The sequence below is a fragment of the Hyphobacterium sp. genome (genome assembly GCF_965229905.1).
Classification (GTDB): Bacteria; Pseudomonadota; Alphaproteobacteria; order Caulobacterales; family Maricaulaceae; genus Hyphobacterium.
Map to the genome: position 1 here is coordinate 1712122 of NZ_OZ245930.1, position 17982 is coordinate 1730103.

Sequence of the window (17982 nt, forward strand, 5' to 3'; positions counted from 1 at the left end):
CCAATTCGGGAGAGAAACATGCTGCGCGCGCTACTGATTTCGGGATTGATCCTGACGGCTCCGGCCCTGGCCGATGATGCCGAGGATTTCGAGGCGCTGATTGCCGATTTCGAAGCGCACGAGAACCGGAACAACCCGGATGAAAATCCGGACGCGGCGGGCCGCTGGGCCGATCTCTCGCCGGAAGCCCTCGCGGGCATTCGGGAGGATGAAGCTGTTTTCCTGGAACGCCTGGAATCGATCGATCCGGATGCGTTGCCGGACGAGCAGGGCGTCAATCATGCGACGCTGGATTACATCCTGCGTTTCCGCGTCGAGCTGGCAGCTTTCGACATGCAGCGTGCGCCGTTTTCCAATGATAGCGGCTTCTTCTCGACGCCGCTCTACACGGCGTCGTCGACACGGCCGCGAGATGTCGAAGCGGCCGAGAACTGGATCTCGCGCCTCGAGGATCTGCCGCGCTTTCTGGACGAGAATGCCCACTGGATGCGCCAGGGGATCGAGGCCGGTTACACGCAGCCGGCCAATATCATCGGAGGCGTCCGCGACCAGATTGCCGCCATCGCCGCGATGAGCGTGGAGGAGACCGGCCTGGTGGCGCCGATCGATGCGCTGCCGGCGACTGTTTCGGAGGCCGAGCGCGCGCGGCTGAGAGCCGAGGCCGTTGCGGCCGTCGAGAATCATGTGCTGCCGGCTTATGCCGACCTCCTGGCATTCATGGACGAGGAATATGTGCCTGCGGCGCGCGAAGCGCTGGGCATCTCCTCGGTGCCCAATGGCCGCGAGCAGTATCAGGCGCTAGTCCGTTTCCACACCACAATCGATACCTCTCCGGAGGAGCTGCATCAGCGCGGGCTTGCCGAAGTGGCCCGGATCCGCGGCGAAATGGAAGACATCATCGAAGCGGTCGAGTTCGAAGGCAGCTTTGCCGAGTTCCTGCATTTCCTGCGGACCGACCCGCAATTCTATGCCGAGAGCGAAGTCGAGCTGATGATGTATGCCGCCTATCTGGCCAAGCGTGCCGACGACGCCATGCCGCGCTTTTTCGGACGGATGCCGCGCCTGCCCTATGGTGTGCGGCCGGTCCCGGCTTCGATCGCGCCGACCTATACGACGGGACGCTATTGGCCGGGTTCGCTCGAGAACGGCGTTGCCGGCGGCTACATGGTCAACACCTACGACCTCTCGCAGCGCCCGCTCTACAATTTGCCGGCTTTGACCGTGCATGAAGCGGTGCCAGGGCACCATCACCAGATTGCGCTTGCGCAGGAGCTGGAGAATGTCCCGGAATTCCGCCGCAACACCTACATCACGGCCTTCGGCGAGGGATGGGGGCTGTATACCGAGTATCTCGGCGAAGAGATGGGCATGTACGAAACGCCCTATGACCAGTTCGGACGCCTGACCTATGAGATGTGGCGGGCCTGCCGCCTCGTCGTCGATACCGGCCTCCATTATTTCGGATGGACCCGCGAGCAGGCCGAGGCCTGCTTCCTCGAAAACTCGGCCTTGGCGCCGCACAATATCCGCACCGAGGTGTCGCGTTACATTTCCTGGCCGGGACAGGCGCTGGCCTACAAGACGGGCGAGTTGCTGATCCGCGATCTGCGGTCCCGTGCCGAAGCGCGACTGGGCGAGCATTTTGACATCCGCGATTTCCATGACGAGTTGTTGTCCGAAGGGGCCGTGCCGCTGGGGTATCTCGAATCCCGGACGGAAGCCTGGATCGAGACGACTTTGGCGGAAGCGGACGCCGGGGAGGATGCTGCGGAGTGATCTCCAACGCGATTACATTCCTCATTGCGCTTGCCGGGCTGATCAATGCCCTGCCGGTGATCGGAATGGTCTCGGGTCGGCGGATCGAACGTCTCTATGCCGTCGAAATAAAGGGGCCGGACCTCGCCATCCTGATGCGACACCGGGCGGTGCTGTTCGGATTGCTCGGCGGCTTCATGATCTATGCGGCGTTCAATCCAGCACTGTGGCTAGCGGCCTGCGTGATCGGGCTCGTGAGCATGGCCAGCTTTATCATGCTGGCATGGATGACCGGTGGCTACAATGCGGCGCTTCGCAAGGTGGTCTGGATCGATATTGCGGGAATTATTCCCGTTCTCGTGGCGCTCGCGCTGATGGCGATCTAACCGCCCGTCCGGCGGGCCTCATTGATATGGCCGCGGATCAGCAGGACGGCGACGGTCTCGTCATCGGTCCGGGCCAGCTCGAGCGCGCGCTCCATGTCCCGCTCGGCGGCCGCGAGATCACCCAGCTCCAGGCGCGCCTCGGCACGCGTGCGCCAGCCGTCATAATTCGCCGGCTCATGCGTGATGGCCTGCGCCGCATCGGCCTCGACCGCTGCCCATTCGCCCAGCGCCGCAGCCGCGCGGGCGCGGCCCAGCCAGAGCGGCGCGGATTGCGGGGACAGCTCGACGCCGCGCGAATAGGCGCGGCGCGATTCCGACGGATAACCGGCGACCATCCAAGCTTCGCCCGCTTCGGCCAAAAACACGACTTTCATCGCGGTCGGTCCGCCGTCCGGCGCTTCCGCGAGAGCCTGGAGCCGGAACGCCCCTTCTTCCTCTTCACCGAGCGCGATCAGCGCCCGCGCTACGCAATGACGCGCCGGCCAGCCGCCCCCGTCGAAACGCCAGGAGAGCGCATCCTCGTACGCCATCTCGGCGTCGGTTTCGATCCGTTCCAAGCAATCTTCATATCGCTCGGTATCGCGCGACTGCGCATGTCCGGAGGCGGCGAACGCCAGAATGGCCAGAGCGGCCAGAATGCAACGCGTCATGTTGTGAGCTCCCAAACGCCCATTGGAGGCACCATAGGGACGGCCTAGATTGGCGTCCATGATGGACCACCGTTCAGCCTTGCTATTGGGTTGCGGCTATGTCGCGAAAGCCACGGCGCCGCGCTTGCGCGCTGCCGGATTCCCGCTGACCGGCACGACACGGTCCGAAGAAAAGGCGGATCGTTTGCGCGATCTGGGCATAACGCCGCTTATCGATCCGGACCGCGAGCGTCTGATCGCGGCATTGCGCGCGGCGAGCCATGTTCTGGTCTCCGTTCCGCCCGGCGCCAATGGCGATCCGGTGCTGGCGCAGATCGGCCTGCCGGATCTGCCGCGGCTGGAATGGCTGGGCTATCTGTCGACGACCGGTGTTTATGGCGATGCCGGCGGTGGCTGGGTCGATGAGGATACGCCGCCACAGCCCGCCGAAGACCGTTCCCGCCGCCGGCTGGAAGCCGAACAGGGCTGGCAGGCTCTGACGGACCGCACGCGGATTTTCCGTCTGGCCGGAATCTACGGCCCGGGCCGCAGCGCGCTGGACAAGCTCGCGGACGGAACGGCGCGGCGTATCGTCAAGCCTGGCCAGGTCTTCTCGCGCGTCCATGTCGACGACATCGCCACCGCGTTGATGGCATCGATCGCGCGGCCGGAGATTGGCGGGCCGTTCAATCTCGCGGATGCCGAACCCGCTCCGCAGGCCGATGTCGTGACCCATGCAGCAGAGCTGCTGGGCGTCGAACCGCCACCGCTGGAGGATTATGAAACCGCCGAGATGAGCGGCATGCTGCGCAGTTTCTATGCGAGTTCGCGGCGGGTGTCCGGTGAGAGAACGCGGCAAGAGCTCGGGATCGCGCTGGCCTATCCGACCTACCGGGACGGCCTGGCGGCGATTTATTCGGCCTCGACCTGACGCGAAAGGCGTTCCGCGACAACGGTCAGCCGGGCCAGATCGCGGTCCGTCGACAGGCGGTGATCGCCATTCTTGATCAGGGTGAAGACCACGTTCTCGCTGGTGACCAGATCGACGCATTTCCGGGCGTGCTCCCAGGGAACGCTCTCGTCTCTCATACCCTGCAGGATGCGGACGGGACCGTCGAACGGAACGGGTTCGCCCAGGACCGACCAGTTCTTGCCGTCCTCGATGAGCTTGCGCGTGATTACGAAAACTTCGTCATCATAGGCGGACGGCTCCTCGTATCGGCCCTCATTCGTGATTTGCCGGCGCACTTCTTCGGAGAAGCTGGGCCACATCAGGGCCGAGGTGAAATCCGCGGCCGGTGCGATCAGCAGGAGCCCGGCGAGCCGTTCGGCCCGCGCCCTGGCCGCGAGAAGGCTGATCCAGCCGCCCATCGAGGATCCGATCAGGATTTGCGGACCATCTGTCAGCTCGTCGATGACCGCCAGCGCATCGTCGCGCCAGCGTCCGATGGTGCCGTCCTCGAAATCGCCGCTGGAGCGGCCATGACCGAAATAATCGAAGCGCAGGAAACCGCGGCCGGATTCGCGCGCCCAGTTCTCAAGCACCAGGGCCTTTGTGCCGTCCATGTCCGACTTGAACCCGCCGAGCCAGACCAGGCTGGCTTTGCCGGGTTGGGCGTCGTGTTTCACATAGGCGATCGTCTCGCCGTCGCGGCGGTCCAGAAAGCGGATGTCCGGCGCATTTGTCATGGTCAGGGTCCTGTGAAACAAGTTGGTCAGACCTTTCCGGCATACCGGTGAGCCAGGTCAAGACCGGAGTGTGCGTCTTCGCATGAACGTCCTGCAAGTCATTCCAGAGCTGGAAACCGGCGGTGCCGAGCGGACGACGGTCGAGGTCGCCGAAGCACTGGTCCGCGAGGGGCACACGGCGATCGTGGCCAGCGCGGGCGGCGCGATGGCCCGCGAGCTGGAGGCCGCTGGCGGAAGGCTGGTGACATTGCCGCTGGCGACAAAAAATCCGCTGACCGCCTGGGCCAATGCCGGTGCGCTGGAACGTCTGATCCGGGCGCAGGACATTGATCTGGTGCATGCCCGCTCGCGGGCACCGGCCTGGAGCGCGCTGCGCGCGGCGCGGGCGGCGGGCGTGCCGTTCGTGACGACCTATCACGGCACGTATACGGCGCGTCATCCGCTGAAACGGTTGTATAATTCCGTGATGGCGCGCGGCGACCGGGTGATCGCGAATTCCGAGTTTATCCGCGATCATATCGTGGCCGAGCATGGCCTCGCGCCGGACGCGATTTCGGTCATTCCGCGCGGTGTCGACATCGCCCGGTTCGAGGTCACGGATGAGGTGAGGGCGCGCGGCCAGGCCCTGGCAAAGGTATGGGGCGTACCGAAGGAACGCTTTGTGGCGCTGCTGCCGGCGCGGCTGACTCGCTGGAAGGGACAATTGCTGGCGGTGGAGGCGTTGGCCCGGTTGAAACCGACCGGCGCGCCGCTGCCCCTTCTCGTACTGGCCGGCGATGATCAGGGCCGCGAGCGCTACCGCGGCGAGATTGCGGCCCTTGTCCGCGAGCACGGTCTCGAAAACGATGTGATCCTGACCGGTCATTGTCACGACATGCCGGCGGCGTTCGCCCTGGCGGATGTGGCGCTGAACCCGTCCATCGAGCCGGAAGCCTTCGGCCGCACCGCCGCCGAGGCCAGTGCAGCGGGACGTCCCGTTATCGTGGCCGATCATGGCGGTGCCCGCGAAGTCGTCGATCACAATGTCACGGGTTGGCGGATACCGCCCGGCGATGCCGGCGCGTTGGCAAAAACATTGCAGGCAGCGCAGATGCTTGATACGGGCTCGCGCGCAGCGATGGGGGCTGCAGGGCGCAAGCGTGTGATGGCCCGATTTACGGTCGCGGCACTGCAGGAATCCACCTTGCGGGTCTACCGCGAGCTTCTAGAGTAAGCGGATGGAAGCGATGGCAAAAGAAACGATCTACGTCCTTTTGTGGGGCGATCTGCCGTCGACCGTGCGCGGCCTGGCTTCGTGCCAGCGGATCCGCGAGGCGCATCCGCGCGACAAGCTGATCCTCTTAACGGCTCCCGATTACGAGGCCTTGCTGAAGCACTGTCCGTATTTCAGCCAGATCGAGACGGATGCGACCGCGACCGGCCCGGTCGCCAAGCTGACATCGAAGCGGATCAAGGCGATCAAGCCGAAACTGGTTTACGATCTCGTGGGCGACGCCGACGCCCGGCGGATCAAGAGCGGGCTGCGCTTTTCGCGCGTGAAGTGGATCGATGCTGCGCCCAAATCGGCGAGTGGGCAGCACCCGGTGGAGGCGGCCGCCGCAGCGCTCGGGCGGGCGGGCCTCGGGCGTTCGGATTTCCGGTTGGGCGAAGCCCCGTCGCCGGACGTTTCCTGGGTCGATTATCTGGCGCGCAATTCCCGCATGCTCGAGCCCGAATATTTCGGCCTTAACGGCCCCTACGCCCTTCTGGCGCCGGCCGGCGAAGAGGTGAAACAGAATCTGCGCTGGCCACGTGAGCGCTGGGCGTCACTGGCGCAAGCGCTGCTGGCCGAAGGGGTTACGCCGGCCGTCGTCGGCGGGCCGTCGGCGCGCGAAATCGGGCGCCATATCGCGTCGTCCGTCAGCGAAGCGCGCGATCTGACCGGCAAAGCCAAGCTGGTGCAATTGGCCGGGCTGGCGCGGCGGACGCGTTTCGTGTTCGGCGAAGAGACCGATCTGTTGCACCTGCTTGTCGCCGCGGGCCCTCCCGCCGCTGCACTGTTCCCGGATAGCGAGGCGCTCGAGCTGAAAGCGCCGCGCGGGGCGTCGCCGGTGGTGCTGCTGCATGCGCCGGTTCTGGCTCAGCTGACGGCGCCGGAAGCCCTTCAGGCGATGCGGGTGGCGGGCGGTTTCGAGGAATCACCGCGCGCGGCTTGATTTTCCGTGTGTGACCCCCATAACACTCCGATCCGCGCGGGCGCGGCCGGCTGTCAGTTGACCGTCGCCTTTTCGCCTGTCTGTGGTAGTTTTCGCGTTCTGGCTATTAGTGGAGAAGTTACATAGCTCGCCGACCATTTGCTGCGCCGCCTCCCAAGAAGGAGGGCCCCCGCATTAATGAAGACATCCGTGTTCCCCGTGTTCTGCTCATCGATGAGGACGGCGAAAAGCAGGGCGTCATGCCTGTCGAAGCCGCGATCGAAGCGGCCCAAGAAGCGGGACTCGACCTGGTCGAAGTGTCGCCAAACGCGGATCCGCCGGTCTGCAAGATCCTGGATTACGGCAAGCTGAAATACCAGGAACAGAAGAAAAAGGCCGAGGCGCGCAAGAAGCAGAAGACCCAGGACGTCAAGGAGATCAAGCTCCGGCCGAATATCGATGTCCATGACTATCAGGTCAAAGCCAAGGCGATGACGCGATTCTTCGAGGACGGTGACAAGGTCAAGGTGACGCTGCGATTCCGGGGCCGCGAAATGGCGCACCAGGATCGCGGTCTGGAAGTCATGAACCGGGTCAAGGAAGATTTCGCCGAGATTGCGAAGGTCGAGTTTGAGCCGAAACTCGAAGGCCGGCAGATGACCATGGTTCTGGCACCGCGATAGCGGCCGCCAGACGGTCCTCCGACACCAAAATTGACGAGATTCGGGCCGGAAATTGCCGGCGCGGCGTTTTTTTCGTTCAAGCGGGGTTCACGCCCCGCCGGTGTTTAATGCTAGTCTCCAAGCAGAAGTGGGTCAGGGGAGGACCCGACCCGTTCTGCGCCGGCTCCGGTTGTCGGAACCGGCCGATCAAAAGGGGACAGAATCATGCTTCGCAAGCTTTCCATTTCCACTGCCGTTTCGGCCCTCGCCGTTCTGGCCGTCACCGGTGCCGCCGGGGCGCAGGACTGGCGGCTCAATCCGGCCTATGGCGGCGTTTCGCTCAGCACCGGATTTACGCCCGACCCGTATGTCGTGAATCTGCAGTCAGGCGGCTCGATCGACGCGTCGCGTTCGATTGGCGGCAATTGCCGCGGTTTTGTGGCCAACGCACCGGATTACCGCCTGCAGTACAGCGCCGGGTCGGTATTGCCGCTGATCATCTCGGTCAATTCCAACTCCGACACGACGCTCGTGGTCAACGGGCCGGATGGCCGTTGGTATTGCGATGATGACGGTGGTCAGGGTCTGAACCCGTCTTTGCGCTGGAACACCCCGATGTCAGGACAGTACGACATCTATGTCGGCACTTATGGTGACGCGTCCTACCGCAATGCCACGCTGTCGATTTCCGAACTGAATTCCTACTAGCCTCCCACGCCAGTCAAGGAGGCTGACACCATGAAATATCTCATTCCAGCCCTGGGTTTGGCGGTGGCTGCCGCTGGGTCCGTGGCCGCACAGAATGTCTCGCAACCGCCCAGCTACGGGTCGATCACGCTGGATGCCGGCTTTGTGCCGGATCCGCACAGCGTGCAGATGCGCGCCGGGGGCACCATTTCCGTCAGCGAGCATATTCGGGGCGAAGGCGTTTGCCGCGGCTATATCGCCAACGCGCCCGATTATAATCTCTATTATACGGCCGGCAGTTTCGAACTCTTCCTCTCCGCGTTCTCGCAGCGGGATACCACGCTGGTCGTGCGCGATCCGCGGGGCGACTGGTTCTGCGATGATGACAGCGCCGAGGGTGTGAATCCCGGCATCCAGCTGGCGCGCCCCGCGTCGGGACTCTACTCGATCTGGGTCGGAACCTATTCCAGCGAAGCCGGTTTGCCGCCGTCGACGCTTTTCATTTCGGAACTCGGGTTCGGGCCGCGCCCGGTAATCGAGGGGGGACTCAACCCGTCTCTCGCCGCGAATTATGGAAGCCGCTCCCTGCAGTCGGGCTTCACGCCCGATCCGCTCAATATCCCGCTGTCAGCCGGCGGCGATGTCGATATCCGTGAGGACGGCCCGGAAGGCTGCTGGGGTTACGCCACTTCGGCGCCGGACTTCGAGCTGAACTATGCGGCGGGTTCGACGTTCGACTTGTACCTGTCGGCGACATCGGAGCGCGATACCGTGCTGGTCGTGAACGGCCCGGACGGCAACTGGTATTGCAATGACGATGGGGCTTCCGGCCTCAATCCGGGTTTGCGGTTCGAAAATCCGCAGTCGGGAATCTACGATATCTGGGTCGGGACCTATTCTTCATCGGCCGGCAACCCTCCAGCGACGCTGCATATATCCGAACTCGATTTCGGCGGCGAGGTGATGGTCGGGCGCAACCAGCTCGATTACACCCTGCCGGCCAATTACGGCTCGGTGCGGCTTGACAACGGTTTCCTGCCGGACCCGTACAACGTCCAAATCGCGGCCGGTGGCAATATTGATGTCGGCGAGAACGGTCCGGACGGATGCTGGGGCTATACGACCGCGGCGCCGGATTTCGAACTGACTTACGCAGCCGGTTCAACCTTCGACCTGTATCTGTCGGCCACCTCGCAACGCGACACGGTCCTCATCGTGAACGCGCCAGATGGCAACTGGTACTGCAATGATGACGGGGCAGCGGGGCTCAATCCGGGCCTGATGTTCGAAAACCCGCAATCGGGTGTCTACGACATCTGGGTCGGAACCTATTCCTCGTCGGCCGGTACACCTGCGGCCACGTTGCACATTTCCGAGATCGAGTTCGGCGACAACTAGCCGCCGGTTCGCAGATATCGGGAAAGGGCGGTCTTCGGGCCGCCCTTTTCTTATGCGGAAAGTCGATACCGGCGCTTTTCATCCGGGTTATGTTATATTATATCGCGCGCAACCGGATGACGAAGGCCTGATGACCCACCGCACCAAATCCATGCTCGACATGTCCGGCGCCAGCCTGTCGGTCGTCTGCCTTTTGCACTGCCTCGCCTTGCCGACCGCGGCCGTAGCGGCTCCGGCCTTGGCGCCCGACATCGCCGAGCGCCTGTCGCTGGTCGACCATCACGCGCATCTCTGGCTGTTCCTGGCGGCCGCGCCAATTACCGTGCTCGCCTTTTTCTGGGGCGAACGGACGATGCGCGCCGGAAAATGGACCATGCTGGTGGCGGGAAGCGGCCTGCTGCTGATGCTTGCCGGCGCGTCGCATGTCTTTGCGCAACCTTATGAGTCCTTGCTCACGCTGACCGGAGCGATCCTGCTGGTCGGAGCGCATTTCGCCAATTGGCGCCGCCGGCAGCGCGAAGGCCATGACCATGCCCGCGAATGCGGGATGTGCGAGGACTAGCGCGCCAGCAGGCCGCCCAATTCCTTCATCAGTTTGAGAGCGGCCGCAGCCGTCATACCGGACACGTCGCGGCCGGGATTGAACTCGACCAGATCAGCGCCGACGACCGGGCCGGGAATGGCCTGCAGATAGGCGATCAGCTGGCGCGTCGACAGGCCGCCGGGCTCGGGATGCGAGACGCCGGGAGCGAAGGCCGGATCGAGCGCATCCAAATCAATCGAGACATAAACCGGTTCGTCCGCGCCGAGCGGCAGGCTTTCGGGGAGGCTCGTCATGTCGAAGCACTCGACACCGAAACGCCGGATCTGCTCGCGCTGATGGGCATTGAGCGTGCGGATTCCGATCTGGATCAGGCGCGCGCACAGGCTTTCCTCGATGATGCGGGCGAAGGGACAGGCGTGCGACCAGGGCGAGCCCTCATAGGCCTCGTAGAGATCCGGATGCGCATCGAAATGAACGATAACCGGCGCCGGTCCGGCCTTAGCGATGGCGCGCAGCACCGGCACTGAAACGGAGTGATCGCCGCCGATCATCAGCGGTTTGGCGCCTTCGGCAAGGATTTCCGCGACGGCGGCTTCGATAGCAGGATAATCCGCATCGCCTGCGGTGTTCGCGAGGTCTATGTCGGGGCCGAAGCGGAAAACCGCCGGGTCGGCGAGATCGACGCCGTTTTCGGCACAGAGATTGGCATAATCCTTGGCGATTTCGGCCCGCAGGGCCGCCGGTCCTTGGGCTGTGCCGGGCAGATGCGAGGAATTGGCGTCGAGCGGGATCCCGCGTGCGATGATCCTCGCGCTCATGGCGGCGGCCGGCGTCTTGCCAGCAGGCGCGCCAGCCACGGGAAGAGCAGGATGAAACCGAACAGGCTCATGCCGAGCGCAAACAGGCTGGCGGCGATCAACAGCGGATGGTTGAAATTCGAGCGCTCCGAATAATCCATGATGTGGAGCATCCAGAAGAAATCATAGACCCGCCAGACATCGTTACGCCGCGCCACCACCTCGCCGGTGGCGGCGCTGACATAGAGGCGCGTGCCTTCACCATCGGCAAAATCGATCCGCCAGGTCGGCATGTCGCGGCGGGATTCCCAGGTCGCCTCACCGAAAAACGTGACAGCCTCAATCTCCGCCTCGCCGGCATAATCGGCGCGCGCGACGGCGATGGCCGTTTCCTCGTCGATGGGCGAGAGCACCTCGCCGGTGACGGCGTCGATAAGGACCGGCAGCCCGCGATCCCGGCCAAATTCGTAGACGGTGCGCCCGAGCCAGGGCCGCAATTCGACGGTGCGCGGCACGATGACAGCGCTGGCGGCGATTTCTGCGGGCGAGCGGACGCCAGTCAGATCGAGGCGCTCGGTTGTTTCCGCTATATTGTGCTCGCCCCGTACCCGTTCGATGGGAATGGCGCTCATGACGACGCCGCCGGCCACCCAGGCCAAAACCTGCAAACCGATGACCAGAGCGGCCCATTTGTGGAGCCGGATCAGCCATCGTGTGACGGCGTGCATCAGTCGTCCACTTCCGGCGTGGCAGCGATGACCGTCAGGCCGGTCTCGTTCATCGCGGCGGTAATCGTCAAAGCGGCGCCCGGCTCGAAGAGGGCGATTTCGACCTGCGGACCGATCGCAAATTCCATCACCATCGCTGGCATGCCGAGCTCGGGCATCGCTTCATGGCGCAGCAGCGCGGTGCGATTCTCCAGATCGACAGTGCGCACATCCGCCGCCACAGTCGACCGGGCGGCCATTTCCGCTCCGTGATGATGATCATGGCCATCCGATCCGTGATCGGCGGCACCGGTCAATAGCGCGAGAACAAAGAGGGCATGCATGGCGAGCTCCTAGTGACAGCGTTTTAGCTGACGTTTCAGCAAATAATAGTTTACCGGCCAAGCGGCGAGGAAGCCGGCGGGAACGGCTGCCGCAATCCCGACCCAGAACATCGGCGCGAAAACCGAGCCGGCCGTCATGCCGCCGACGGCATAATCAACGCCATTCATGGCGATTTCCATCACGCCGATGGAGATCGCCTCACCAAGCCAGATCACCGACATGGCCTGGCGGAATGACAGGCTTTCCCGTTTCATCAGCGGAAAGACCGCAAAAGCGAAGCCGGTTATGTAGGCGAGCGTTACGGCCAGGACGATTGTCCAGAATACGCCAATGCCCAGAGACGTGCCGATGGCCAGACCGGCGACTTCGCCGATGACGCAGCCGAGCAGGCAATGTAGCGTAGCCAGAGCGGATGAGCCGAGAGTCGTGTGTCCGCGGCCATCCGCGTGAGAATGATGAGTGTGATGCATTTCGGCCATTTCGGCCTCCGCTAATTATCCGTTCGGATCGATTCCGTCGCGCTGCAACTCGGCGCGGCTTGCTTCGCGGGCCTGGGTCCCGTCCGGCGCGTCGTACCAGCCCGGATCGCTCCCGCCGACAAGCCGGTCGCGCACTTTGAGAATGGTGAACATCCCGCCCATGGTGATGTAGCCGTGCGGTCCGTGCGCACCGACCATGGGGATGGAATTGTCGGGCACGTTCATGTGACCCATCTCGATATGGGCGCCGTGTTCGCCCATGCCGTCATGTCCCATGGTCATATAGGCCGGCAGCAATTGGCCCACCGCGCGGTCGATGGCGCGGGCGTTGACGCCGATCATGTTCGGAAAGCCGTGGCCCATCTGGTTCATGACGTGGTGCGTCATGTGGCAGTGCATGGCCCAGTCACCGGGATTGTCGGCGATAAATTCAATCGTGCGGGTCGAGCCGGTGGGCACCAGCACCGTCGTGTCCGGATGCTGAGCGGTCTCGGGGATCTCGCCGCCATCGGTCTCGATCGTCCGGAAGGCATAGCCGTGCAGATGGATCGGGTGGTGATCCATCGCCGACAGATTGCCGAGCCGGATCCGCACGCGTTCGCCGCGCTCGGCGAGCAGAGGCTGGGTGCCCGGATAGACGCGGGCATTCATGGTTAAAAGGTTGAAGTCCGACATCTCGTTCGGATCGGGCCGCCGGGCTCCGGGCTCCAGCTTCCAGGTCGACAGCATGAGGGCATAGTCGCGATCGGGGCTAGGTCCGCGCGGACGGCGCGGATGCACGACGATCATGCCCATTAGGCCCATCGCCATCTGGGTCATCTCGTCATGGTGCGAATGGTACATGAAGGTGCCGTGCTGGCGGAATGTCCACTCGTAGACAAAGGTTTCGCCGGGAGGAATGGACCGCTGGGACAGACCGCCAACGCCATCCATGCCGGAGGGCAGGATGACGCCGTGCCAGTGAACCGTGGTGGGTGCGATCAGGCGATTGGTCACATAGATCCGCACGCGGTCGCCCTCGACGCATTCGATCGTCGGCCCGTGGGTGCGGCCGTTATAGCCCCAGGTCCGGGCGGTCAGGCCGGGCGCGAATTCATGCTCGACCTCCCCGGCCACGAGATGAAAGACCTTCACCCCCTCGACGATGCGATAGTCCAGCGTCGCGCCGTTCGGCGTGATGACCGGGCGATAGTCTTCGCCGGGACGTCCCGGGCGATAGCGCTGACCATGGTTCACAGTGGTGGAATGCGCGTGCCGCGGGCCGGATTGCGCGGCCGCCGTGCCCGCCAGCATCGGCGTGGCGACCAGGCCGCTCGCGCCGGCGAGAAGGGCGTCTCTGCGGGACAGGCTCATATCAGTGATCCTCCGCGCCGGCATTTCCGGCATTCAGGGCCTGCGTCGCGGCCATGCCGATCGGCGATCCGCCCTGCATCAATGCGGTCAGCGCGATGCGGGCGCGGTGATAACGCTCCAGCGTATCGACATAGGCGCGGCCGGCTTCGACCTGGGCATTGAACGCATCGAGCAGGGCATACACCCCGATCTGCATGCCATTGTATTGCTGCAGGGTCTGTTCGAGCGCCAGCGTTGAGGCGGGCAACCAATCCTCGCGGATCAGCCGTGTGCGTTCGGCGGCGCGCTCCATCTCCATGAGATGAAGCTCGATTTCAGCGGCAATTTCGGTTTCCAGCGCCTGAAAGCGGTCGGCCGCCTGGCGGGCGCGGATACGGGCAGCGGCGCGGCGCGGATGGCCCAACCCGTTCACCGGGATGTCGACATGCGCCGAGATCCCGCGCTCGGTCTCGCCGTCCTCGATATCGAGCGCCAGGCCGAGCTCGCCGTGCAAGAGACTTTCGATTCCCGCGAAGCCCGCCGCCTGTGCCGCCGCTTCGGCGTCCGCGCGTGCGGCGGCCAGCGGCAGGCTGGCGTCTTGCGCTGCCATGCGGGCCGCATCGTTCTCCGGCCATTCCATGACATCGGCCGGGAGGCGATCAGGCAGCTCGACCTGTGTCGTCAGTACGGTTTCCAGCCGGATACGGGCGGCGAGCGCGGCCTGTTCGGCGTCCTGCGCGGCCGCCTGCGCGGCGAGCGCGTTGACGCGTTGCCGCGTCAGATCGAGTCCGGGAGCATTGCCCTGCGCATCGATTTCCTCGGCGACCAGAAGGGCGGCCTCGGCCGATTGCAGGATTTGCGCATACATGTTGGCGCGCTCGCGGGCGGCAACCGCCTCGATCCAGGACAACCGCGTATTGGCGGCAAAATCGATCAGCCGCTGCAGCGCCCGGGCCTGGGCGGCATCATAGCGCGCGCGCGCCGCGGCGCGCCGTTGCGGCCAGCCGATCAGTGCCGCGACCGGGGCCCGGATATCCGCGTCGAGAATGGCTCCGCTGCCCTCGGGATTGAACCAGGTCAGCTCCGCAATGAGGTTCGGCGGCATGACGGCCGACGCCCAATCGGCGCGGGCGAGGCCGGCGTCCGCCAGACCGGCGGCGAGCCGCGGATTACGGGCGATAGCGAGCGCGACCGCGTGATCTTCGCTGATCGCACCCTCGATCGAGGGCGGCGCGTCGACCGGGATATCGAGCGGGCGCGCGCGCTCTTCGATGGCGGCGCGTTCGATTGCAGGATCGACGCTGACGCAACCGGCGAGGATCAGCAGGGCGGGCAGGCAGGCAAAACGGGCACGCATTGACATGGTGGGCTCTCTATCATACCCCTAGGGGGTATACAAGAAGGTGACAACCGCATGACTGATATCTGCGAATCCGGCAGTGCCCACGCGGACCACTCGGCCCTGCTCGGACGCTTGCGGCGGGTCGAGGGACAGGTGCGCGGTGTGGCACGGATGATCGAAGACGACCGTTATTGCATTGACATCCTGACGCAGATTTCGGCGGCAAAATCGGCGCTTACCGCCGTCGAACGCGAGGTCCTGAAAGCACATGCGGATCATTGCGTGGCAAACGCGATGGCTTCGGGCGATCCCGACGAGCAGAACCGGAAAATGTCAGAGCTGATTGGATTGCTGCTGAAAGCCGGAAAGTGATTCCGCTCTGGCCGTCCGGGCGCCAACGCGTCGCCCTATCCGACGTTTATCGGGGGCATGACAATCTCTTTACCCTTATCCGGCTGCTGCTGGCCGGCGCCGTGGCCGTCGAACATGCTTTCGTCAATCGGCTCCCGCCGGATGCACCCGCGCCGATGGAGTGGCATGATTTTTCGCTGAGTTATGCAGGGGTCAACGCGTTTTTCATCCTGAGTGGCTTTCTGATCTCCGACAGCCTGCAACGCCGCAGAAGCCTAGAGGCGTATGCGGCCGCTCGGATTCTCCGCATCTATCCAGCGCTCATTATCCTTGTGTTTCTGGCGATCTTCGTGTTCGGGCCGATATTTTCGGCATTCGATGCAGCGGAGTACTGGTGGTCGGCGGACATGTGGCGCTTTCCGGCCGAGACCCTGACCTTCGTGAATGGCGAAGGTGGTCCGCCAGGCATTTTCCCCAACTCCCATTTCGCGGGAGAATTCTCTGCCAGCCTGTGGACGCTGCGATATGAAATCGTTGCCTATCTTGTCCTGCCAATCTTCTCAGCCATACCGCTAATATCGGGCCGCTGGGCGCGGTTGGCGCTGCCAATTGTATTGGCAAGCACCTATGAGTTATTGCTGGCCAGCGGCGGCGAAGCGGTCTGGTCGGCGACCATGGTCAGCTTCGCTCGGCTCGGAGCGTGTTTTGCCCTCGGGATGGCTATCTATTCGTTCAGGGAGGCCCTCACCCTGGGATGGGCAATACCCGTCGGGCTGACTCTGCTTTGGGCTACGCTGGCCGGTGGGACATTTGCCGGGGAACTCGTTGGCAATGCGGCTATTGCGGCGTGGATGTTCACTTTGGCGTTCGCGTCGAAGGTCGCGATCAGCCGGCTGAAATCCATGCCGGACTATTCCTACGGGCTCTATATCTGGCATTGGCCCATGATGCAGGTCTGGGGAGAGCTGGACACGGATGCCACAGCCCTTGAAACCCTCGCTTTCGCCTTGCCGACAGGCCTGATCCTTGCTGCCCTTTCCTGGCATATCATTGAACGCCCGGCGCTCGACTCGAAACGCCGCCTCGCGTGGCTTTTTGAGAACATGGCGGGCCGGTGAAACTAAGCCGAAAAATTCTGCCTGACACAGAAAGTCTGGAACAAGGCCTCAATCCAGCCGTTGCCGTCATTGCAAGAATGAGAGGACGCCAATGTCTGAGAACGCACAAAAATATTTCAAGTTCGCGGCGATGATCGCGACGTCGATGATCGTCATGTTCGTGATCAAATACCTCAATACATTCGAAGCCAGCCACGTCCATTTCTCAGAAACGCGTTTCTACATGACGTTCATGATGGGCGCGGCAATGGCCGTCGTCATGCTCGGCTTCATGTTGAACATGTACAAGGACAGTCGGATTAATGCCGCGATATTCGGCGGTAGCGGCGTCGTGTTCTTCCTTGCGCTATGGCTGGTGCGGTCGCAGGCGACGATCGAGGACGAGAGCTGGATGGATGCGATGATCCCGCACCATTCGATCGCCATCCTGACGAGCGAACGAGCCGATATTTCGGACGTCCGTGTCCGGGATCTCGCAGACGGCATTATCGAAGCCCAGCGCCGCGAGATTGCGGAGATGAAATGGTTATTGGCGGACATTGCCGAGAATGGTGAGGCGTCTACCCGCGCCGAGGCCGAAACGAGGCCGGTCCCAGACTTCAGTGTCCCGGCCCAGTAGGCGCAAAGACGCTTGCATTGCGCGCGCTTTGCCCTTATGACGCCCGCTCTTTGAAAGACCCCAGTTGTCCGGGCCGGATCGACATGCCTGACAGCTGCAAGAACGCAAGGTGGCCTGGCCCACCGGAAATGGAGCGGAAATGTCGAAAATGAAGACCAAGAGCGGCGCCAAGAAGCGCTTCAAGCTCACGGCCACGGGCAAGGTGAAAGCCGGCCAGGCCGGAAAACGTCACGGCATGATCAAGCGGACCAACAAGCAGATCCGCAACAAGCGCGGCACCACCGTCATGGCGGAAGCCGACCAGAAGATCGTGAAGAAGAATTATATCCCGTACGGCCTCTAAGGCTGACGGCGACGTTTTTGGAGTTTGAACCATGGCTCGAGTTAAACGCGGCACTGTCTCCCGCGCCCGCCACAAGAAAGTCATTTCCCAGGCCAAAGGTTATTATGGCCGCCGGAAGAATGTGTACCGCGTTGCCGTACAGGCGGTCGAGAAAGCCGGCCAGTACGCCTATCGCGACCGCCGCGCCAAGAAGCGCAATTTCCGCCGCCTGTGGATCCAGCGCATCAATGCCGGTGCGCGTCTCAACGGCGTGACCTATTCCCGATTTATGGCCGGCCTCACGAAGGCCGGGATCGAAGTGGACCGCAAGGTACTCTCCGATCTGGCCATTCGGGAACCTGAGGCCTTCAAAGCCCTGGTCGACCAGGCACAGGCCGCGCTGGACGCGTAAGGCAATATGCCGCTCGAGATGAAGCCCGCTTGCCAGACCTGCGAGCGGGCGCTCGAGCCGGACGGCCCGGCTTTCATCTGCAGCTTTGAATGCACCTTCTGTGCGCCCTGTACGGAAGACGTTCACGAATTCGTCTGCCCGAATTGCGGCGGCGAGCTGGTGGCCCGGCCGAAACGCATAAAATCACCCGGCTAACCCTCGCCAAGTCCGGAAACGGGCGGTAGACAGCGCAAA

General features: G+C 63.4%; 23 protein-coding genes. 15 read left to right on the plus strand and 8 right to left on the minus strand.

What is annotated here, in order from left to right:
- Positions 1-18: 18 nt before the first annotated feature.
- On the plus strand, positions 19-1776 hold the full coding sequence (locus ACO08C_RS08685; protein WP_421784923.1) for a DUF885 domain-containing protein: 1758 nt from the start codon (positions 19-21) through the stop codon (positions 1774-1776).
- The gene (locus tag ACO08C_RS08690; protein ID WP_421784925.1) at positions 1773-2141 is read left to right on the plus strand and encodes a phosphopantetheine adenylyltransferase; all 369 of its coding nucleotides are present in this window, start codon (positions 1773-1775) and stop codon (positions 2139-2141) included. The genes ACO08C_RS08685 and ACO08C_RS08690 overlap by 4 nt, the downstream gene beginning before the upstream one ends.
- Here the strand turns inward: ACO08C_RS08690 and ACO08C_RS08695 are convergent.
- A complete protein-coding gene (locus ACO08C_RS08695; protein ID WP_421784927.1) occupies positions 2138-2791 on the minus strand; it encodes a hypothetical protein in 654 nt (217 codons plus the stop codon). The two genes, ACO08C_RS08690 and ACO08C_RS08695, sit on opposite strands and share 4 nt — an antisense overlap.
- Before the next feature lie 58 nt (positions 2792-2849).
- Here ACO08C_RS08695 and ACO08C_RS08700 point away from each other — a divergent pair, with 58 nt between their 5' ends.
- A complete protein-coding gene (locus tag ACO08C_RS08700; RefSeq protein WP_421784929.1) occupies positions 2850-3701 on the plus strand; it encodes an SDR family oxidoreductase in 852 nt (283 codons plus the stop codon).
- Here ACO08C_RS08700 and ACO08C_RS08705 read toward each other — a convergent pair.
- On the minus strand, positions 3683-4459 hold the full coding sequence (locus ACO08C_RS08705) for an alpha/beta hydrolase (RefSeq protein ID WP_421784931.1): 777 nt from the start codon (positions 4457-4459) through the stop codon (positions 3683-3685). The genes ACO08C_RS08700 and ACO08C_RS08705 overlap by 19 nt on opposite strands.
- An 82-nt stretch (positions 4460-4541) precedes the next feature.
- Here ACO08C_RS08705 and ACO08C_RS08710 point away from each other — a divergent pair, with 82 nt between their 5' ends.
- The 6 genes from ACO08C_RS08710 to ACO08C_RS08735 all read left to right on the plus strand — a co-directional run bounded on the left by ACO08C_RS08710 (position 4542) and on the right by ACO08C_RS08735 (position 9942).
- Positions 4542-5672 carry a glycosyltransferase family 4 protein gene (locus ACO08C_RS08710; protein WP_421784933.1) on the plus strand — a complete coding sequence of 377 codons (1131 nt, stop codon included), beginning with the start codon at positions 4542-4544 and terminating at the stop codon, positions 5670-5672.
- Between the two features lie 13 nt (positions 5673-5685).
- Entirely contained in the window at positions 5686-6654 is a 969-nt protein-coding gene (locus ACO08C_RS08715) for a glycosyltransferase family 9 protein (protein WP_421784934.1), read from the plus strand.
- Positions 6655-6776: 122 nt separating this feature from the next.
- Positions 6777-7316, plus strand: a complete 540-nt coding sequence (infC, locus tag ACO08C_RS08720) for a translation initiation factor IF-3 (RefSeq protein ID WP_421788682.1) — start codon at positions 6777-6779, stop codon at positions 7314-7316.
- Between the two features lie 204 nt (positions 7317-7520).
- A complete protein-coding gene (locus tag ACO08C_RS08725; RefSeq protein WP_421784936.1) occupies positions 7521-8003 on the plus strand; it encodes a peptidase S1 in 483 nt (160 codons plus the stop codon).
- A gap of 30 nt (positions 8004-8033) precedes the next feature.
- Complete coding sequence (locus ACO08C_RS08730; protein WP_421784938.1) at positions 8034-9380, plus strand: hypothetical protein; 1347 nt, start codon at positions 8034-8036, stop codon at positions 9378-9380.
- A gap of 130 nt (positions 9381-9510) precedes the next feature.
- A complete protein-coding gene (locus ACO08C_RS08735; protein ID WP_421784940.1) occupies positions 9511-9942 on the plus strand; it encodes a MerC domain-containing protein in 432 nt (143 codons plus the stop codon).
- On the opposite strand, the gene speB is transcribed toward ACO08C_RS08735, so the two are convergent.
- The 6 genes from speB to ACO08C_RS08765 are packed head-to-tail and all read right to left on the minus strand — an operon-like array spanning position 9939 to position 14947.
- Positions 9939-10742, minus strand: a complete 804-nt coding sequence (speB, locus tag ACO08C_RS08740) for an agmatinase (protein WP_421784941.1) — start codon at positions 10740-10742, stop codon at positions 9939-9941. The two genes, ACO08C_RS08735 and speB, sit on opposite strands and share 4 nt — an antisense overlap.
- Entirely contained in the window at positions 10739-11449 is a 711-nt protein-coding gene (locus ACO08C_RS08745; RefSeq protein WP_421784943.1) for a PepSY domain-containing protein, read from the minus strand. Before ACO08C_RS08745 ends, speB begins: the two co-directional genes overlap by 4 nt.
- On the minus strand, positions 11449-11772 hold the full coding sequence (locus tag ACO08C_RS08750) for a copper-binding protein (protein ID WP_421784945.1): 324 nt from the start codon (positions 11770-11772) through the stop codon (positions 11449-11451). The genes ACO08C_RS08745 and ACO08C_RS08750 overlap by 1 nt, the downstream gene beginning before the upstream one ends.
- 9 nt (positions 11773-11781) lie before the next feature.
- Entirely contained in the window at positions 11782-12252 is a 471-nt protein-coding gene (locus ACO08C_RS08755; RefSeq protein ID WP_421784947.1) for a DUF4396 domain-containing protein, read from the minus strand.
- A gap of 15 nt (positions 12253-12267) precedes the next feature.
- The gene (locus ACO08C_RS08760; protein ID WP_421784949.1) at positions 12268-13605 is read right to left on the minus strand and encodes a multicopper oxidase family protein; all 1338 of its coding nucleotides are present in this window, start codon (positions 13603-13605) and stop codon (positions 12268-12270) included.
- 1 nt (position 13606) lies between these two features.
- Positions 13607-14947 (minus strand): hypothetical protein, encoded by a 1341-nt coding sequence (locus tag ACO08C_RS08765; RefSeq protein WP_421784951.1) that lies wholly within the window; start codon positions 14945-14947, stop codon positions 13607-13609.
- A gap of 51 nt (positions 14948-14998) precedes the next feature.
- Between ACO08C_RS08765 and ACO08C_RS08770 the strand changes: the two genes are divergently transcribed.
- The 6 genes from ACO08C_RS08770 to ACO08C_RS08795 all read left to right on the plus strand — a co-directional run bounded on the left by ACO08C_RS08770 (position 14999) and on the right by ACO08C_RS08795 (position 17943).
- Positions 14999-15298: a metal-sensitive transcriptional regulator gene (locus ACO08C_RS08770; protein WP_421784952.1), complete on the plus strand. Its 300-nt coding sequence runs from the start codon at positions 14999-15001 to the stop codon at positions 15296-15298.
- On the plus strand, positions 15295-16395 hold the full coding sequence (locus tag ACO08C_RS08775; protein ID WP_421784954.1) for an acyltransferase family protein: 1101 nt from the start codon (positions 15295-15297) through the stop codon (positions 16393-16395). Before ACO08C_RS08770 ends, ACO08C_RS08775 begins: the two co-directional genes overlap by 4 nt.
- Positions 16396-16486: 91 nt before the next feature.
- Positions 16487-17014 (plus strand): DUF305 domain-containing protein, encoded by a 528-nt coding sequence (locus ACO08C_RS08780; protein WP_421784956.1) that lies wholly within the window; start codon positions 16487-16489, stop codon positions 17012-17014.
- Between the two features lie 139 nt (positions 17015-17153).
- Positions 17154-17357: a 50S ribosomal protein L35 gene (gene rpmI, locus ACO08C_RS08785; protein ID WP_421784958.1), complete on the plus strand. Its 204-nt coding sequence runs from the start codon at positions 17154-17156 to the stop codon at positions 17355-17357.
- Between the two features lie 31 nt (positions 17358-17388).
- Positions 17389-17748 (plus strand): 50S ribosomal protein L20, encoded by a 360-nt coding sequence (gene rplT / locus ACO08C_RS08790; RefSeq protein ID WP_421784959.1) that lies wholly within the window; start codon positions 17389-17391, stop codon positions 17746-17748.
- Positions 17749-17754: 6 nt separating this feature from the next.
- Entirely contained in the window at positions 17755-17943 is a 189-nt protein-coding gene (locus ACO08C_RS08795; protein ID WP_421784960.1) for a DUF1272 domain-containing protein, read from the plus strand.
- Positions 17944-17982 lie beyond the last annotated feature (39 nt).

Excerpts from the sequence above, each read along its gene's own strand:
- ACO08C_RS08685 (WP_421784923.1), top strand. The coding sequence starts at position 19 with ATGCTGCGCGCGCTACTGATTTCGGGATTGATCCTGACGGCTCCGGCC.
- ACO08C_RS08695 (WP_421784927.1), bottom strand. The coding sequence starts at position 2,791 with ATGACGCGTTGCATTCTGGCCGCTCTGGCCATTCTGGCGTTCGCCGCC.
- ACO08C_RS08700 (WP_421784929.1), top strand. The coding sequence starts at position 2,850 with ATGATGGACCACCGTTCAGCCTTGCTATTGGGTTGCGGCTATGTCGCG.
- ACO08C_RS08705 (WP_421784931.1), bottom strand. The coding sequence starts at position 4,459 with ATGACAAATGCGCCGGACATCCGCTTTCTGGACCGCCGCGACGGCGAG.
- ACO08C_RS08710 (WP_421784933.1), top strand. The coding sequence starts at position 4,542 with ATGAACGTCCTGCAAGTCATTCCAGAGCTGGAAACCGGCGGTGCCGAG.
- ACO08C_RS08715 (WP_421784934.1), top strand. The coding sequence starts at position 5,686 with ATGGCAAAAGAAACGATCTACGTCCTTTTGTGGGGCGATCTGCCGTCG.
- ACO08C_RS08725 (WP_421784936.1), top strand. The coding sequence starts at position 7,521 with ATGCTTCGCAAGCTTTCCATTTCCACTGCCGTTTCGGCCCTCGCCGTT.
- ACO08C_RS08730 (WP_421784938.1), top strand. The coding sequence starts at position 8,034 with ATGAAATATCTCATTCCAGCCCTGGGTTTGGCGGTGGCTGCCGCTGGG.
- ACO08C_RS08735 (WP_421784940.1), top strand. The coding sequence starts at position 9,511 with ATGACCCACCGCACCAAATCCATGCTCGACATGTCCGGCGCCAGCCTG.
- speB (WP_421784941.1), bottom strand. The coding sequence starts at position 10,742 with ATGAGCGCGAGGATCATCGCACGCGGGATCCCGCTCGACGCCAATTCC.
- ACO08C_RS08745 (WP_421784943.1), bottom strand. The coding sequence starts at position 11,449 with ATGCACGCCGTCACACGATGGCTGATCCGGCTCCACAAATGGGCCGCT.
- ACO08C_RS08750 (WP_421784945.1), bottom strand. The coding sequence starts at position 11,772 with ATGCATGCCCTCTTTGTTCTCGCGCTATTGACCGGTGCCGCCGATCAC.
- ACO08C_RS08755 (WP_421784947.1), bottom strand. The coding sequence starts at position 12,252 with ATGGCCGAAATGCATCACACTCATCATTCTCACGCGGATGGCCGCGGA.
- ACO08C_RS08760 (WP_421784949.1), bottom strand. The coding sequence starts at position 13,605 with ATGAGCCTGTCCCGCAGAGACGCCCTTCTCGCCGGCGCGAGCGGCCTG.
- ACO08C_RS08765 (WP_421784951.1), bottom strand. The coding sequence starts at position 14,947 with ATGTCAATGCGTGCCCGTTTTGCCTGCCTGCCCGCCCTGCTGATCCTC.
- ACO08C_RS08770 (WP_421784952.1), top strand. The coding sequence starts at position 14,999 with ATGACTGATATCTGCGAATCCGGCAGTGCCCACGCGGACCACTCGGCC.
- ACO08C_RS08780 (WP_421784956.1), top strand. The coding sequence starts at position 16,487 with ATGTCTGAGAACGCACAAAAATATTTCAAGTTCGCGGCGATGATCGCG.
- rpmI (WP_421784958.1), top strand. The coding sequence starts at position 17,154 with ATGTCGAAAATGAAGACCAAGAGCGGCGCCAAGAAGCGCTTCAAGCTC.
- rplT (WP_421784959.1), top strand. The coding sequence starts at position 17,389 with ATGGCTCGAGTTAAACGCGGCACTGTCTCCCGCGCCCGCCACAAGAAA.
- ACO08C_RS08795 (WP_421784960.1), top strand. The coding sequence starts at position 17,755 with ATGCCGCTCGAGATGAAGCCCGCTTGCCAGACCTGCGAGCGGGCGCTC.